Raw genomic sequence first — 17,334 nt, 5'->3', positions numbered from 1 at the left:
AATGTCTTTCGTTGAAAAGGTTATTTGACGTCTTTGGCTTCGATAACGTCTATCGGTAATCCCGTTTTTTCAAGCTGGGATTTAACAAGAGACGAATCCCCAACGACGACCCAGGAAAGCTTATCAACATTCAGCCAACGGCGGGCAGTTGCCTCTAAATTGGCTGATGTTAGGCCTCTGTAGCGCGTAGCAAGACTATCGAAATAATTATCGGGGCGACCATATAAATCTAAGGTCATCATACCATTTAAAATATCATCACCCGTTTCATAACTTCCGGGTAGTTGCCTAATATCACCGGTTATTGTGTCTTTAAGCTCTTTCTCTGTAATGCCTTTATCTGTCAGGAAACTGACAGTATCGGCTTTTAGAGCTGTAACGGATGGCCCCGTCTGATTAGTCTGTACCGGTGCGACAATCATAAAAGCAGAAGGCCCGACCATCCGCCTGATACGGCTGTGAACACCATAGCTCCAACCTTTTGTCTCACGTAAATCCATATTGAGACGGGCTAAAAATTCACCGCCCAAAATATCATTGGCCGCTGTAAGATCAAATAAGGCACTATCATCGCCCTTCCCTTTCAAAGGAAGGGCCATACCCGACAAAATAACAGATTGCGACGAATTAGGGCGATTAATAAGCAAGATACCAGCTTTGTTATTTTGGGGTAACTTATTAATATCTTTTGATCCGGCTTCCTGTCTGGGATTCTGCCAGCTTCCAAAACGCCGGTTCAAACCAGGTAAAATTTCAGTTAAGGGGCGATCGGAGACAATAAAAATATGCGTTTTATCAGGTCTTAACCACTGATCCTTGAAGGTTATTAAATCGGTTCTTGAAATTTGTTTTACCGATTCTTCTGTTCCAGAGGGACTTAAAACATGGGCATAGGGGTGATCTTTCCCATAGATATTCGTCCCGATGACACGCGAAGCCAATCCTATAGGGGAGCTATGGATTATTGCGATGCTCGCTAATTGCTCGGAACGTACCCGTTCAAATTCCTTGTCAGGGAAAGACGAGAACAATAAAATATCCGATGTTAAATCCAAAGACGCATTAAGATTAGCGCTGGGGCTGCGAAGTGTCATTGTATTACGATCAGCGCCGCTGTCAAAAGAAACAGAAGCGCCTAATCTTTCCCGATCAATGGCTAAATCTATTGCATTTCTATGCTTGGTGCCTTCGCTTAACATCGAAAACATCATGATTTCGGTTCCGGGTAAGCTTTTTGAATCGGCGGCAGTGCCAACATCAAAATCAAAAGCGATCCGCGTTAAAGGCACAGCAGTGCGCTGAGCATAACTTACGGCAATACCATTATTCAATTTGGCATGACTGATTACGGGGAATTTAAGATCGGGAATTTCGCCGATAGCCGGAAAATGGGAACGGTCAACACCCCCTGACGCTAAAACCGGAACAGAGCTATTATGATCGTTGTCATTATTCGCTGTGGTTGCAACCGTTAAGGGCTTTTCTTCCAGCTTATTCCCCGAGCCAGTTCCTTTCAGTTCATCATCAGCTTTTCGTTCTCCGGGCAAAACCATCAGCGCATAGACAGGACGTGACAGCCATTTTTGCAGGGTAGTGGTCACAGTTTGGGGCGTGGCGGTCGCTAACTGCTCCAATTCTTTTTTATAGTGATCTGGGTCATTCGCATAAAGCAGTCCTTCCGCCAAGGTTGGGGCTTGACCACCAAATCCGCCGACCGATTCCAATCCGGCGATTTCTGAAACCATATTTTGAGTGGCGGCACGTTTTACTTCATCTTCACTGGGGCCATGGGCAATATAATCCGCTAAAATTTTGTCCAACCGTTGCGATACATATTGCGGATTAACGCCCGGTTTGACATCTACCGCTATTTCAAACTGACCTTGTTTTTCAAAAGGTTGAACCCCTGCGGTCACACTGACAGCTAGTTGTTCCTGACGCACTAAAATCTGATCCAATCGGGAAGAAGAGAGTCCCCCTAAAACAGCGGCTGCGATATTAAGATTAGCCAATTCTGGCGTGTTAAAACCCGGTATCGTCCATATGCGATAGAGACGAGGAAGCGCGACCTTGTCCGTCAAGACTTCGTCTTTACGTGCGGGCAATGTCCAAATCGGTGAATCAGGATGCACGACATCAGGTCCACGCGGAATATCGCCAAAATATCGGGTCACCAGCGTTTTGGCTTTATCAACATCAATGTCGCCCGCTAACACTAAAACAGCATTATTGGGGCCATAATTCTGACGGAACCAATCTTTAACGGTATTAAGGCTGGCGGCTTCTAAGTCAGCCATCGAACCAATGGTCTCGTGATGATAGGGGTGGCCTTCAGGGGTTAACGCTGCCGTCTGGGCATATTTTACCAAACCATAAGGCTGGTTATCCCCTTGCCTTTTTTCATTTTCGACGACGCCCCGTTGATTATCCAGTTTTTGTTGGGTAATGCCGCCTAAAAGATGCCCCATACGATCGCTTTCGAGAAACAAAGCTAAATCAAGAGCTGGGGTAGGCACAGTCTCAAAATAATTAGTGCGGTCGAACCATGTTGTTCCATTATCATCTGTGCCGCCGGCCTGACGTAAGGGTTCAAAAAAATCACCATGCGTATTTTCAGAACCGCTAAACATTAAATGTTCGAATAAATGGGCGAAACCTGTTTTCCCAGCGGGCTCGTCCTTTGAACCGATATGATACCAGACAGAAACACCGACGACAGGTGATTTATGATCTGAATGCACTAAAACGCGCAAACCATTGGGCAGCGTAAAAGACTGCCATGAAAGATTTATTTCGCTTGCTAAAGTGGATAACGCTACGGGTTTATCGTTTTGAAGCGTCTTTGAGGGTGCTGCATGAAGGGATAAGGGGCTAAGGGCAGTAGTCGCTAACCCTAATAAAGTTAGCCAACGATAAGGGACACCCATAAAAAACTCCTCGTTAACCGTCCAAATGCGATAAATTTTAATACATAAAAACAAAAAATATCTTCTGTCCAAGCAGAATGAACAAGCTTGGAAATGAAGTTTACATTCCTTTTACGTTTACTGTATTTTTTCACTCTCTACTTGCGTAACAGGTAAACCTGTTTTTTCAAGCTGAGGTTTAACAAGCGCCGCATCACCCACAACAACCCACGATAATTGATCTGCTTTTAACCAGCGACGTGCCGTCTCATCTAAGGCTTCTGTTGTTAAAGCGCGATAACGCGCGTTTAAGGTATCATAATAGTTGTCGGGACGTCCCATTAACGCCAATTCGATCATTCCACCTAAAATATTGCTGCTTTTTTCATAAGTGCTTGGAGTGCGACGAATAATATTGGTGACCGTCTCTTTTAATTCTTCTTCTGTTATCCCCTTATCTGTTAAAAAATGGGTCAGATTGTCTTTTAAAGCTGTAATGGAAGCCCCTGTCTGATTAGTCTGAACAGGCGCAGAGATCAGAAATTCAGAGGAAAGCGTTCTTGCACTGACACTACTCCCGACCCCGTAACTCCATCCTTTTGATTGTCTCAAATCCATATTAAGGCGAGAGGTGAAATTACCGCCTAAAATAACATTCGCTACATCAAGATCGAATAACGCGTCCTGATTTTCTTTTTCTCTCAGAGGTAGAATAGTGCCTGCCATAATGACTGATTGGGGTGATCGCGGACGGTTAATCAGCAAAATATCGGATGCAGGATTTTCAGAAGAGGCCTTTGCGGCTTTCGTATCGGCAGCCTTTAAAGGCACAGTCCATCCCCCTAAACGGCTATTCAGCTCTGGGATAAGTTTTGATAAAGGCTGATCAGAGACAATAAAAATATGCGCTTTATAGGGATGCATCCATTTTTCCCTAAAGGCGATCAAATCTTCACGTGTAATCTTTTGGATGGTTTCTTCTGTTACCAGATGCCGATAAGGATGCCCTACTGCATAAAATTTTTGATGCATGGCCCGTGCAGCCAACCAGCGGGGGGATTGTCGGTTAGCCGAGAGGTTAGCGAGCGCTTTTGCCTTGAGGCGCGTCAATTCTTCTTGGGGAAAAGTCGAAGAAAACAGCATCTCGGATGCCAGATCGGCAGTATCCTTAAAGGTAACACTGGGGCTAACAAAACTCATTGAACTATAATCGTCGCCTGCGCCAAAACTGACAGAAGCGCCTAATCGTTCTTTGGCCATAGCAAGATCAATGACATTTTTGTTTTTTGTGCCTTCAGAAAGCATCGAAAGCATCATGCTTTCTGTCCCGGGTAAGGCTGTGTCTGCCGTTATGCCCCCATCAAAACTCATCAGAACAGCGGTAAGTGGCACCGCTGAACGCTGGGCATAACTAATTTTGATACCGTTCTTTAATTGACTGTGAGTGATAATTGGAAAGCGAACATCCGGCACGTCACCCACGCCCGGCATCGGCGAACGCTTGTTTTTCTCTGTTTTAACAGCCTCCGAAGATAGGGATGCGTCTGTTTTTCCTTGCGCTTGCCTTTTTCCGGTTAAAGCTGATTGCGATTCTGGATAGGACTGTTGTGCACCCGGTAGAATAGTTAAGGCATAAACAGGACGCGATAGCCATTTTTGTAAGGCGTCTTTCACATCCTGAGGGGAAACCGTCGCTACTGCCTGTAAAGCTTTTTTATAATAATCAGGGTCTTTAAGATAAAGTAATCCTTGGGCTAATATCGGGCCTTTCGTGCTAACAGATTCCGTTACACTGCTTGATAAAATACCCATAGCCGAACGACTTACTTCATCTATTGTCGGCGCTTCTGTCAAATAATCTGATAAAATTTTATCTAACCGTTGCGAAACATATTGAGGATTAACCCCCGGTTTCACCGTGACCGAAACGATAAAGCGCCCCTGCCCTTCAAAGCTTTGGGTATTGGCGCTGACATCGACGGCTAATTGTTCTTGATGAACCAGAATTTGATCTAATCGCGAAGAGGCTAACCCGCCCAGAATATCGGCCCCTATACTTAAGGGAATTAGGTCGGAGCTATGATAGCTGGGAATACTCCATGCACGATAAATTTTTGAAAGGGCTACTTTATCGGTAAGGATTTCATCCTTACGCTTGGGAAGGGTCCAAATAGGTGTATCGGGATGAACGACGTCGGAGCCACGCGGAATATCTCCGAAATATTGGGTTACCAAAGTCTTGGCCTTAGCAACTTCAATATCACCCGCTAACACTAAAATAGCATTATTGGGGCCATAATTTTGATGGAACCAATCTTTGACCATATCCAAACTAGCGGCATCTAAATCTGCCATCGAACCGATAGTTTCGTGATGATAGGGATGACCTTCAGGGGTTAACGCTGAGGTTATGGCATAGCTGACTGCACTGTAAGGACGATTATCTCTTTCGCGCTTTTCGTTTTGAACAACAGCGCGCTGATTGTTAAGCTTTTCCTGTGTAAGCCCCCCTAGAAAATGACCCATACGGTCACTTTCCATATATAAGATACGATCAAGAGCAGGTGTAGGAATAGTTTCAAAGTAATTGGTACGGTCAAAATTGGTGGTGCCATTACTATCTGTGGCACCCGCTTCCCGTAAAGGTTTCCAAAAGCTCCCCGAGATATTTTCAGAGCCTTCAAACATTAAATGTTCAAAAAGATGGGCAAAACCTGTTTTTCCGGTAGGCTCGTCTTTTGATCCGATATGATACCAGACGGACACGCCGACTACGGGTGCTTTATGATCGGTATGAACTAATACCTGTAACCCATTATCAAGCGTGAAAGATTGCCAAGGAAGGGTAATCTGGTTAGCTAATTTTAATAAAGAAATAGGTGATTTTGCCTTATGTTTTGTCGGTTCTGTGGCCTTAAGCGCAACCGGACTGATAATAGTGGACGTTAGAACTAAACAAGCCCAAAAATGGCTTAATTTCTTCACAAAATTACCCTGCTCATTGAATAAAAATATAATTAAAATAAAATAATAAGTAATTTTTATTTGTGTTCATAATAAATATTTAATTTTTATTATCAAACAATATCACTCAAATGAAATCATAAATTTTTAACAAGCAATACTTGAGTTGTCCGATCGCGCCCCCCATCTTGCCCATTAAGTCAGGAGACGATCTATGAATTTTGAAAAGTTAACCGATCGGGCCAAGGGCTTTATTCAATCAGCGCAGACGGTAGCCATCCGCCTTAATCATCAAAGAATTGCGCCTGAACATTTGCTCAAAGCTTTATTGGAAGATGAACAGGGTATGGCATCCGGCTTGATCCGGCGTGCTGGGGGTGATCCTACCATTGCGGTTCGGGAAACGGATGCCGCACTTTCAAAAATTCCTTCCGTATCAGGTAGCGGGGCCAATACCCCCCCCGGCTTGGATAACGATGCTATCCGTCTTTTAGATCAGGCCGAACAGGTGGCGACCAAGGCCGGTGATTCTTATGTCACGGTTGAAAGATTACTTTTGGCAATGACTTTGTTGCCGGAAACGACCGTTGGTAAAATCCTGAAGGATGCGGGTCTTAAGGCTGAAGCTTTAAATACAGCCATCAATGAATTACGTTCTGGACGGACGGCAGATACAGCCAGTGCCGAAGATCGTTACGATGCTTTGAAAAAATTCGCCCGTGACTTAACCGAAGCTGCCCGCGAAGGTAAGCTGGATCCTGTTATTGGACGGGATGAAGAGATTCGGCGTACCGTTCAAATTTTGGCACGTCGCACCAAAAACAATCCCGTTTTGATCGGTGAACCGGGCGTTGGTAAGACGGCTATTGTTGAAGGGCTGGCCTTAAGAATAGTCAATGGCGACGTTCCAGAAGGCCTGCGCGATCGCGTTTTAATGGCGCTTGATATGGGCTCTTTGATCGCAGGTGCCAAATATCGGGGCGAATTTGAAGAGCGCTTAAAAGGCGTTTTAGATGAAGTAAAGCAGTCTGATGGTCAGATAATTCTCTTCATTGATGAAATGCATACCCTTATCGGGGCGGGCAAATCAGATGGCGCCATGGATGCTGGCAATTTATTGAAACCGGCTTTGGCGCGGGGTGAATTGCATTGTATCGGCGCGACCACGCTTGATGAATATCGTAAATATGTTGAAAAGGATCCTGCTTTGCAGCGTCGTTTTCAGCCTGTGTATGTTGGCGAACCTACGGTTGCCGATACGATATCGATTCTCCGCGGATTGAAAGAGAAATACGAAGCGCATCATGGTGTTCGGATTACTGATGCGGCCCTTGTTTCGGCGGCGACGCTTTCCAATCGCTACATTACCAACCGATTTTTACCGGATAAAGCCATTGATTTGGTGGATGAGGCCGCCAGCCGTCTGCGGATGGAGGTAGATTCCAAGCCAGAAGAAATCGAATCCCTCGATAGACGGATTATTCAGCTTAAAATCGAACGGGAAGCGCTTCGTAAAGAAGATGATGAGGCTTCACGCGATCGACTTAAAACCCTTGAACATGATTTGGGCGATCTGGAGCAACAGTCATCGGAATTGACGGCGCGTTGGAAGAATGAACAGGACAAAATCAAGGCAGAAGCCCGGTTAAAAGAAAAGCTGGATCATGCCCGTATTGCCCTCGAACAAGCTGAACGCTCTGGCGACCTGACAAAAGCAGGTGAGCTTAGCTATGGCATTATTCCACAGCTGGAAAAGCAGCTTAGTGATGCGCAAAATGAAGCGCAGGGCGCTATGCTGCGGGAAGAAGTCACCAGTCAGGATATTGCCTCGATCGTTTCGCGTTGGACAGGTATTCCCGTTGATAAAATGCTGGAAGGCGAACGCGAAAAACTTGTCCATATGGAAGATATTCTGGGTAAAAGGGTTATTGGACAAGCAGAAGCGGTCAAGGCTGTTAGTCGGGCTGTCCGTCGTTCACGCGCCGGTTTACAAGATCCGAACCGACCGATGGGCTCTTTCCTGTTCCTCGGTCCTACCGGTGTTGGTAAAACCGAACTCACAAAAGCGCTGGCAAGCTTTCTGTTCGATGATGATCGCGCCATGGTGCGCATTGATATGTCAGAATTTATGGAAAAGCATGCGGTTGCGCGTTTGATCGGGGCACCTCCGGGATATGTCGGCTATGAAGAAGGCGGGGTGTTAACCGAGGCTGTCCGTCGTCGGCCTTATCAGGTCATCTTGTTTGATGAAGTCGAAAAAGCCCACCAGGATGTCTTCAATATCTTGCTTCAAGTATTGGATGATGGCCGTTTGACCGATGGTCAAGGACGGACAGTTGACTTTTCCAACACGTTAATCGTCCTTACTTCAAACTTAGGGGCACAATATCTTGCCAATCTGAGCGATGATGAATCAGTGGAAAGTGTCGAGCCTAAAGTTATGGAAGTGGTTCGGGCCCATTTTCGGCCAGAATTTCTAAACCGACTTGATGAAATCATTCTGTTTCATCGGCTGGGTCAAGAGCATATGGGGCCGATTGTTGATATTCAGGTCAATCGCCTTTGCAAATTGCTGGCAGATCGTAAAATTACCCTTGAGTTATCGGATAAAGCACGCGCATGGTTAGGGCGTGTCGGATATGATCCTGTCTATGGCGCACGGCCGCTAAGGCGAGCAGTCCAAAGATATCTTCAAGATCCTTTAGCAGAAGAATTACTAAAGGGTGAAATCCACGATGGACAGACAGTAAAAGTTGACGAAGGTGATAGCCATTTAATCTTCAAGACTGAAGAATCAGTTCCGGCTTAACCGGTAAAAAATAGTTTTATAGAAAAGCGGGTCATCCTTATTGATGGCCTGCTTTTTTATGGAATAAAGAAAAACATGCGCATGGAAAAAATTATAGGGCGATTTTTAAAATCGCCGATTAATCCTGTTATTTTTATACAGCCAACGCCGCCCGATAACGCATGATTGCAGTTCATTATTCTGCCAGATGTCAATGCCCGCAAAACCCGATACCGCAGGTAAGGCACGAAGGGTTTTAGCCTTAATTCCTCCTAAAGCGATGATTGCAGGCTTAATAAAACGGCTAAGCTGGAGAAATTTGACGCGACCTAAAGGTGCTTTTCCCGGATGTGAACGCGTAGCAAAAATAGGCGATAATAAGACTAAATCACATTTTTGAGCGGTAGCAATATCATATTGATTATGGATAGCCTTGCTACGAAGTAAAGGACGAGCTGTTCTTTTCAGAGAATTTGAACCGTGAACGCCATCGGCTCGCCAGGCTGCTGCCCGTTGGGGCGAATCAGCAAGAAATAAAATTATATTTCTTTTTTTGGCTATTTTTTTTATCTTAAAAAATAATTTTTTTCTATCTTTTAATGGTAAATAATAATGTCTAAAAATGATACCGCTATGTCGTGGTAAGCGTTTTATGGCGGGTATCAGTGATTCCCCGAGGCGCTCATCTGTCATTAGCCATAGGCTTGGTAAAAATTTTTTTGTTTTTCTATTCATATTCTATTCCGAAAAAATCCATTATGAAGTAGAAAATGCTGCATAAATGCAGCACTGTTCAAAAAATGAATATTATTTTTCTTACTTTTATTAGAAAAATTCCCAGAATGGATAGTACCATACTAGAAAATTTTCTTAGAAAACTCCAAAATTAAGCTATGAAACTGTCCCTAGCGATTAGCGATCGACAAGAATCAAGACATCATCGCGGATGTGTGCGATGTCTTGAAGACGCAATCGGCTTGTTTGAATGGCGCTTTGTTGGGCTGAAAATTGAACAGGTTCATATTGCTTACATGACGTCGGAAGGCAATATTCTAGCCGTAATCGGTGAGAATGTTGGCGATCATCTGATGTCTTATCTGGATGTCCGTAATATTTTACGCCATGCTATTATATTAAGTGCGGATAGTTTAATCGTTGCCCATAATCATCCAAGTGGAGATCCTACGCCTAGCTATATGGATAAGGAAACAACAAGGCGATTAGCCCTTGTTACCCGAATGGCAGGTATTCAATTAATTGATCATTTAATTTTTGCTAATAAAAAATGTCAGAGCTTTCATAGCATTGGTTTGCTCTAAATACCCCCCTCAAAAAAAACAGGAAGAGCCCTTATTTCAGACCTCTTCCCGTATAATAAAAATTTATTTTTACTAATAATGCCTTACTAAGATTCAGGTTTTTCTAGCTCGCCCTCACTATTGAGGACGCCTTGATTATTGGTTAACGGCTTAGGGGGCTGTACGGGCTGTGGAGCCTCGTTACTATTATTTAATTTAGCATCCTTTTCATGGGATAAATCCCCGCCCTTACCAATTTCAGCACGGATACCCGTCACATCTCCAATATGCTGGATAATACCTTTTGCCCGAACAATTCTTGGGGTTGGTGCCGTACCACTGAGGCGTTCACGTTCTATTTGATCCTTATCACGTGACCAACCACCGCCTAAGGCCAAGAAAATTCTGATCTGGTCATCAGAAATCCTGCCATCGGCAGACACAAGTTGTTGCTCATACTGTAACAAACTGCGATCTGCATCCAAGACAGGTAAGGCGTTGATGCGACCCAGCGAAAAAAGACGATGAATGTCTTTATCGGCGGCATCGGCACGGTCACGCGCTAAAGCGACTTGTTCGCGATAGTCGAGATCATGCGAATAAGTGGTTAAAGCAGCTTCAGTTTCCTTGATAGCATTTAATACTGTTTGATCGAATTGAGCAGACGCTATACGAGTTTCTGCTCTGGCAGCCAGAATTTCAGCTCTTGCTCTATTCCGATTAGGTACCTGCCACGTCACCCCAGGCCCTAAATTGAATTCTCGGGTATGACCACCGAACATATGGTTAGCCATACCCGTTGAACCGGCAGCGGCCCCCAGTGTGATTTTAGGCCACATCTCACCCATAGCCACACCGATTTCGGCAGTTGCCGATTTCAAATGATATTCGGCACTACGGACGTCGGGACGGCGGTTTAACAAAGTCTCACCATCACCTACAGGTATAGGCTGCCGCAAGATAGGCTCTTCCTCGCAATTCGCGACTTCTGCCGGAAATTCAGCCGGCGGTCGGCCAGTTAGAACAGCTAAACTGAAAAGCGCAACCTGTTTTCGTGCAATCTGTTGAGGCAATGCGGCTTTGATCTGGGCTTCCAAAGCCATCTGACGTCTAACATCGGTGACCATCGCACGGCCTGTTGAACGCATACGCGAAATCAAAGAAGCAGAACGTTCAGAAAGCGCGATCAATTCTTTGGTAATAGCGATATCATGACCAGTGGCACATACTTCGACATAAGCTTGTGCCGTGTTGGCAGCCACTGTGATACGGACCATATCATAGGCTGAACGATTGGCTTCTTCATCGGCATTTGCCGCCTGAATTGCCCGTTTCAGCTGCCCCAGATAATCGACCTGATAGGAAATAATCGCATCTAAAGAAGTAGCGAAAGCATCAGGAATATGGGGCCTGTTGGCACTATTAACCAAATATCTTTGATCCGAAAATTCGATATAGTTTGCCCATGTATTCAGATTAGTGCCGATACGCTTGGCATCCCGTGCCCGCGCCAAAGCGGCTGTAGCCCGTGTGATATCCGCTGCAGCTACTTTTAAATCATTATTATGGGTAAAAGCTTCCTCGATAAGTTTGTCCAGCTGAGGCTCATCATAGAGATGCCACCAATGATCCGGCAGGTCAGGCATCCTCGTAAAAGCCTTATTCTGGCTACTAACGAAATTGCCCTTTGCTGTAGGACGTTCAATAGCCGCCTTATCAGAACGCTTATACTTAGGTCCTAGTACACATCCAGCCGTTAATGATGCCAAAATTGTGACCGTCAGCAGGGATATCCGCTGCAATTTCACCGTGCATGCTCCTCAGCCTTGACGTTCTTCACCTTCTCTTGATGCGTAACAGATGTTGTCTGATGAACTGACTGATTATGTACTGTCGTATTGGGAGCCGTATGAGAGGATGTCTTATTGATAGTCTCAGATGTATTCGTAGTAATATGCGTCGTACTACTCATCTCATTATTTCCAAGAGTATTAACAATACTATCCGAAACAGTGTTGTCATCCAAGATAGCAGGTACACCGCCTGTAATAACCGGAGGCAATATAGGACGAATATGAGAGTTATAATGCACCGAAACTGTAGCTGTCCGCCCTGCCACTAAACGAATGCCTTCTGGTACATGGTCAATTGTAATACGAACCGGAATACGTTGCGGTAAACGCACCCAAGTAAAGGTCGGATTAACATTAGCCATCAAGGAAGACGTCGCGTTTAATTCACGATCCGCAATACCGCGCGCCATTGAATCAACATGACCTTCGATAATGCGTTTTTCACCCATAAGTCGAATAGAAACTTTATCCCCTATACGGATACGCGGTAATTTTGTTTCTTCGAAATAACCGACAATACGTAAAGAGCGACGATCCAAAAGCGCAAATTCAGGTCGGCCTGCGGTTGCATAATTTCCGGGTCTTAAGGAGAAATTCGTAATCCAGCCATCAACAGAAGCCCGAACAACAGAACGGACGACGTTAACACGTGCTGTATTGAGATTAGCCTTGGCACGCTCTAATTCCGCTGCCAACTCGTCAACTTTAGAGGCGCCTTGCTCTAAAATTTCGGTCGAGACCAAATCACCTAACCGGATATTACGCCGGTTTTCACGTTCAGCTTGTTCCAGACGGGAAGCAACATTGGCGACTTCCGCTTCTGCAGCCTCTAAAGCCAGACGAAAGCGAACACGATCGACGACAAAGAGAGGGGTTCCAGCCGTCACATACTGGTTCTCTCGGACGAGAACATCAGTGACCAGTCCAGATACATCAGGCGTTACGTTTTCAACATCGACCTGAACACGACCATCACGTGTCCATGGTTCACGTTCATAATAAAACCACATGCGTAAGCTGACCCAAACAGCCACCAAAACGACAAATAGCGTTACGAGAACGCGCAGGACGGATCTCCGATCCATGTCCCCCCCTACAAGCGAAAAAAGGCGACAGGGTTACCGGCTACAGAAATATAGCCGGTAATCATACCCCAAATAACAATCAGCAACGCGGTGTCAAATAATCCACGATGCCAGACGAAACGATAAAGATTAAGTTTACTCAAAATCACTGAAATGAGTTGGGTAATCAATATCGAAATGGCAGCACCCACGACGAGTGGATGCATATAAACACCGACAACATCAAATTCTCCGGTTATCATGCCAACCTCCGTTGTTTGATGAATCCTGGTGCTTCAGGAAACATGTTGCGACGAAGACTTACCAGCGCTGTCAGACCTTCACGACGATCTATCGAATTATGCAAGTCAACAAAACTATCAATGACCTTATCTATATCGGTCAGGATAGCCTCTGATGATTCCATATTAGGAGAATGGGACAGTTCATCATAATAACCGGCAATAGCTTGAGCCAAAGTCGTTATTTGATGTCGAACTGTCTCATCAACGCGGGTGGCTAGTTGACGTAAACGAAGCATACAAATTCCGATACGCAAATCCCGAATACCATCGTCCCGAATACCCGTCTGATCAGGGCTTATAGCAGATATGCGCGGTGCCATGAGGCCAATACGATCCAGCATACGGCTTGACCAGTCAACGATATCCGGTGTTCCAGGTCTTCTTAACGTAGAAGCAAGATCGCGCCATCCCGACTGTAACAGACGCCGTATCATCATATCGGCACCGATAACACGCATCACTTTTATACCGATAAGCGAACCACCGACGCCCGCAACGATGGCGAGACCATTATTAAAATAAAGCTCAAAATCAGCTGAATAAGCAGGATGAATGGCCATCGTCAGGTTAAAAACAACGATAAAAGGCCGGACTGTCGGTAAATATTTTTGATCGGCAGTCAAATAGCCAGTCACAAATAAGACAGGGAACAATGTCAGCATCACCAATTCAAATTCATGAATTTGTGTCATGACAGCAAAAAGATAGAATCCAGCTAAAACAACGCCAATAAAGGCCCCAATCAAATAATTGGTTTGCGTCTTAATAGGATCACCACCTTGCGCCGACAACCCAAAAGACATGACCGCCATCAAACAGCCCGTTGCACCATTAGGCCAGCTTGTTCCGATCCAAAAACAAGAGATCATCATAACGATGGAAAATAACGTAAAAGCCGTCAGGGCTGCCATACCATAATCGCGATGCATAGAACGAACACGATGGGCACTACTTAAGGCTGCAATCATCGCAGGCGGATGTTCATCTGGATGACTAACGGCTTCGACAAGTAAACGCGTTGATTGTAGAGCTTCGATCAGATGACGCAGTCGCCCGATCATATTAAGTTCTAATAACTCCCGCCAATTCTCAACAGTTAGTTTTTCACCTAAAACATTTCCACGCGCAATAAGACGACTAGCTTCTGCTGCATCATCGGCTGGAGGCGCAATAACCCATTGTCTAACGGATTCGACGTAAGCCGTGATTTCTGATGACATACCACCGGCATCATCAATTTCACGCGTCCGATCTTCCATGGCAGCAATGACCGGCATTAGAAGAATAATTTGATCCTGAACCGCAGCGAGTGCCATACGCGTGGGCCGTAGGCCGCTGGTATCATAAGGAATATGCGTTCCAAGAAAATGAACATTGGTTAGATCGACCGTAAGATGCTGACGATCAGCCTCATCAATGTCGGTCATATCACCGGCCAAAGCATGGTTAGCCCAACGTTCACAGTCTTTAAGAATTTGATCAAGCTGCTTGGCTAAAAGATTAGTGACGGAATGGGGAAAAAGAACACTATGAACAAAACCCGCCGAGACCACGCCGAAACAAATTTCCTGAACGCGGAGCGAGGCGATATGAAAAATATTAATAGGGGTTTCTACGCTGAGAAACCCAATGACCGAAGCCGTAACAATACCCAGAAAAAAGATATAAGAACGGGGTGAGCGATCTAGCATGACGACAAAGATGCAGAAAGACACCCATAAAGCCAAAATCATGCAGAGAAAAAGCGGGGCGTTATCAAATTTGGGTACAATCGCTAAAACAAAAGTAGCCCCCAAGAAAGAACCGATCACGCGGTAAAAAGACTTGGAGCGAATGGCGCCCGTTAACGGATGGCTGACAACATAAACAGTTGTCATAGCCCAAAAAGGCCGTTCAAGCCCAATGCGCATGGAGACATAGAGACCCAGCATCGCGGCTATATAACAATTAAGCGCAAAGGCCGCCTGCCGTAAATTAAACAGCATCACAGTGACCTATATTGATTAAAGGCAGCTATAGCCAAAAAGCTATATCCCGACCCAAAAAAAACGGCATAATTTTTTAAAGCGGTACTATCATTCATAGTAGGCAGACAACCACCCATCAAGAAAGCTTCCTATCCCATTTCAAAGAATAGGTGATGAAAGCTTCCCTAGTCCTGTCAGCCCCCTTTAATCCAGCAATTTTATACAGTCACTTAAATTTTAATAGGATTAAAACGCCAATTACTTATAAAAAGATAGATAAAGTAAGGTTTTATTTTATAAAAAAGAAACAAAAAAACCCTACAAATACAAGAGAATCGCTAAAACGTTTGATAGGTTATATTTTTTCCTACAAAATTTTCGATTGATAATTTAAGAAAAAATTAAACGCGATAAATTTGATCCTGAAAATATATATCCTTAAATTGTTAAAAAATTTTAAGGTTAGCGCTTTTTTCCTACTAGCATTTTTTGTTAAAATTATTTTTATCGAAAAATTTTCGACTGAAAATGGCTAATGAGTTAAGAAGGAAAACGGTTTCTATAAAAAAATTTATTGGTAAAGGCTGATTATTAAATAAAGCTCTTGTGCAACATAATCAAAACCTATTGTCTTTCCTTGTTTTATGTTTCGTTCAATCTTCAACAAATAGTCTATTAATCGCCCAAGCTCTTGTCCTCTCCATTGACGAAGATGTTGAGCAATTGCCCTCTTTTCTTTCCAAAAAACCTTCTTTCCAGCCCCTTCAATCACTTTTTCGATGGTGGAACCCTGTGTTATTTGAGCGGAAAGTTCTGACAAGAGTAAGGCGCGGCGTATTAAAATACGGAGTATAGCAATAGCCTCTATTCCCGAATCCGAAAGTTCCAAGAGGCTTTGTTTAGTATGAAAAAGACTTCTGGAAAAAAAACCTTCTACACATTGGGAAAGATTTCCCTCATGATTATCGGCGCTTAGAAGGTCCACTGAATTGTGATCCAATGTTACGATGTTATCGGGGGAAGCGTCTAGGTATAAGGCATATTTTTCTATTTCCAGATCGAACAATGCACAATTATTTTCAGCATATCGTACTAAGCGTTGCGCAATATCAGGAGGAATCGCTAAACCCTTTTGTCTTCCCAAATCCATGACCAAACGTATGGCATTTTCACCTTCAGGTGGATAACTCGCATACGCCAAAATATTGGGCGCAGGTAAAGCCGTTTTGAGTAGTTTTGAATCGCGCTTCAAATTTCCGGTTATTATAATAACGGAATTATTTATATTCTGTATGGGAAGCAGTAATTTCAAAGCCGCTGTCGCTTCATCACCCGCCACTTCGGCACGGACATAGCACGAAGCGCTGAATAACGAAATCGAGGCCGCTTCATCGGCTAGCGTGGCAGGATCATTCCTGAGCATCGCCCCCGTCAGTTCTATTCGTTCGATGCTGGGGGCTATTTTGTCAATCTGATCAGCGATTGCCCGTGATTGGGCAACATCAGGCCCATAGAGCAGCAGGATAACTTTTTCGCCCTTTCCTACGGCTTCTATGGCTTTATTGACCTGAGAGCGATTGCTTTTCACTGATTTTGTGAAGGGGTCTGAGGTTTTTCTACTTCATTCTGAGCCTTATCGGGGCTGACCGTCGTATTTTCTACTTTTTGATCCGCCTGATTGCGACGCTCGGCATAAAGTGCAAGATGCGTAATAATTTGATTGGCAACATTTTCAGTTATCTGTTGAAGTGCCGTATCTTCTGCCGCAATCGTAGCATATTCAGAACTGACCACATCAATACCGGCATCTGATACCGCCGTAGAATCAACGACAACCTGATTATTGCGTAAATTGATTAGCCTATAACGTGCCCGCAATGTCCGCCGTTCGCGGTTAACGGTATTATCGGTACGGATACCTAAACCATCAATACGATCATCAACCTCGACTTCCAGCTGATACTGAGGCGTCATGCCATTTTCAGATAACAGCCTATCTTGCAAGGCACCATGCAATAAATACCCTGATTTACCTGGAATAGAGGCCACGTGAATAGTGCCAAGCATCTTAGCAACCGGCCCGGATTTACCCCCTTTATAAAGGGGATGCAAACCACAAGCGGGAAGCGGCATACATAAAAACAGAAGAAGCGCTATTTTGGACGGCTTGCTAAGATGCAGCATATCAA

At 44.5% G+C, this 17,334-nt stretch carries 11 protein-coding genes; 2 read left to right on the top strand and 9 right to left on the bottom strand.

Going from position 1 to position 17,334, the window contains the following annotated elements; translation table 11 throughout:
* Positions 1–20 precede the first annotated feature (20 nt).
* Positions 21–2,927, bottom strand: coding sequence for a M16 family metallopeptidase (locus tag ZYMOP_RS08535; protein ID WP_013934921.1), 2,907 nt, complete (start codon positions 2,925–2,927; stop codon positions 21–23).
* Between the two features lie 117 nt (positions 2,928–3,044).
* Positions 3,045–5,891, bottom strand: a complete 2,847-nt coding sequence (locus ZYMOP_RS08530) for a M16 family metallopeptidase (RefSeq protein WP_013934920.1) — start codon at positions 5,889–5,891, stop codon at positions 3,045–3,047.
* A gap of 193 nt (positions 5,892–6,084) precedes the next feature.
* Between ZYMOP_RS08530 and clpB the strand changes: the two genes are divergently transcribed.
* A complete protein-coding gene (gene clpB, locus ZYMOP_RS08525; RefSeq protein WP_013934919.1) occupies positions 6,085–8,679 on the top strand; it encodes an ATP-dependent chaperone ClpB in 2,595 nt (864 codons plus the stop codon).
* Between the two features lie 105 nt (positions 8,680–8,784).
* Here the strand turns inward: clpB and ZYMOP_RS08520 are convergent, their stop codons facing one another.
* A complete protein-coding gene (locus ZYMOP_RS08520) occupies positions 8,785–9,351 on the bottom strand; it encodes a thiamine phosphate synthase (protein WP_252507419.1) in 567 nt (188 codons plus the stop codon).
* Between the two features lie 200 nt (positions 9,352–9,551).
* Here ZYMOP_RS08520 and ZYMOP_RS08515 point away from each other — a divergent pair, with 200 nt between their 5' ends.
* Entirely contained in the window at positions 9,552–9,977 is a 426-nt protein-coding gene (locus ZYMOP_RS08515) for a JAB domain-containing protein (protein WP_013934917.1), read from the top strand.
* Between the two features lie 86 nt (positions 9,978–10,063).
* Here the strand turns inward: ZYMOP_RS08515 and ZYMOP_RS08510 are convergent, their stop codons facing one another.
* The 6 genes from ZYMOP_RS08510 to lptE form a co-directional block, all read right to left on the bottom strand.
* Positions 10,064–11,764, bottom strand: a complete 1,701-nt coding sequence (locus tag ZYMOP_RS08510; protein WP_013934916.1) for a TolC family protein — start codon at positions 11,762–11,764, stop codon at positions 10,064–10,066.
* Complete coding sequence (locus ZYMOP_RS08505) at positions 11,761–12,894, bottom strand: efflux RND transporter periplasmic adaptor subunit (protein WP_013934915.1); 1,134 nt, start codon at positions 12,892–12,894, stop codon at positions 11,761–11,763. Before ZYMOP_RS08505 ends, ZYMOP_RS08510 begins: the two co-directional genes overlap by 4 nt.
* 8 nt (positions 12,895–12,902) lie before the next feature.
* A complete protein-coding gene (locus ZYMOP_RS08500) occupies positions 12,903–13,136 on the bottom strand; it encodes a DUF1656 domain-containing protein (protein ID WP_013934914.1) in 234 nt (77 codons plus the stop codon).
* Complete coding sequence (locus ZYMOP_RS08495) at positions 13,133–15,163, bottom strand: FUSC family protein (RefSeq protein ID WP_013934913.1); 2,031 nt, start codon at positions 15,161–15,163, stop codon at positions 13,133–13,135. The genes ZYMOP_RS08500 and ZYMOP_RS08495 overlap by 4 nt, the downstream gene beginning before the upstream one ends.
* A gap of 553 nt (positions 15,164–15,716) precedes the next feature.
* Positions 15,717–16,733: a DNA polymerase III subunit delta gene (gene holA, locus ZYMOP_RS08490; RefSeq protein ID WP_013934911.1), complete on the bottom strand. Its 1,017-nt coding sequence runs from the start codon at positions 16,731–16,733 to the stop codon at positions 15,717–15,719.
* Positions 16,730–17,326 carry an LPS assembly lipoprotein LptE gene (gene lptE, locus ZYMOP_RS08485; RefSeq protein ID WP_158498540.1) on the bottom strand — a complete coding sequence of 199 codons (597 nt, stop codon included), beginning with the start codon at positions 17,324–17,326 and terminating at the stop codon, positions 16,730–16,732. Before lptE ends, holA begins: the two co-directional genes overlap by 4 nt.
* Between the last annotated feature and the right edge of the window lie 8 nt (positions 17,327–17,334).

Source organism: Zymomonas mobilis subsp. pomaceae ATCC 29192 (assembly GCF_000218875.1).
GTDB classification, from domain to species: Bacteria; Pseudomonadota; Alphaproteobacteria; order Sphingomonadales; family Sphingomonadaceae; genus Zymomonas; species Zymomonas pomaceae.
Note: the sequence above shows the minus strand (reverse complement) of the source record. Positions and strands in the feature narration are given on the sequence as shown.

Bases quoted from the DNA above. Each gene is read 5' to 3' on its own strand.
- ZYMOP_RS08535 (WP_013934921.1), bottom strand. From the start codon at position 2,927: ATGGGTGTCCCTTATCGTTGGCTAACTTTATTAGGGTTAGCGACTACT.
- clpB (WP_013934919.1), top strand. From the start codon at position 6,085: ATGAATTTTGAAAAGTTAACCGATCGGGCCAAGGGCTTTATTCAATCA.
- ZYMOP_RS08520 (WP_252507419.1), bottom strand. From the start codon at position 9,351: ATGACAGATGAGCGCCTCGGGGAATCACTGATACCCGCCATAAAACGC.
- ZYMOP_RS08515 (WP_013934917.1), top strand. From the start codon at position 9,552: ATGAAACTGTCCCTAGCGATTAGCGATCGACAAGAATCAAGACATCAT.
- ZYMOP_RS08505 (WP_013934915.1), bottom strand. From the start codon at position 12,894: ATGGATCGGAGATCCGTCCTGCGCGTTCTCGTAACGCTATTTGTCGTT.
- ZYMOP_RS08500 (WP_013934914.1), bottom strand. From the start codon at position 13,136: ATGATAACCGGAGAATTTGATGTTGTCGGTGTTTATATGCATCCACTC.
- ZYMOP_RS08495 (WP_013934913.1), bottom strand. From the start codon at position 15,163: ATGCTGTTTAATTTACGGCAGGCGGCCTTTGCGCTTAATTGTTATATA.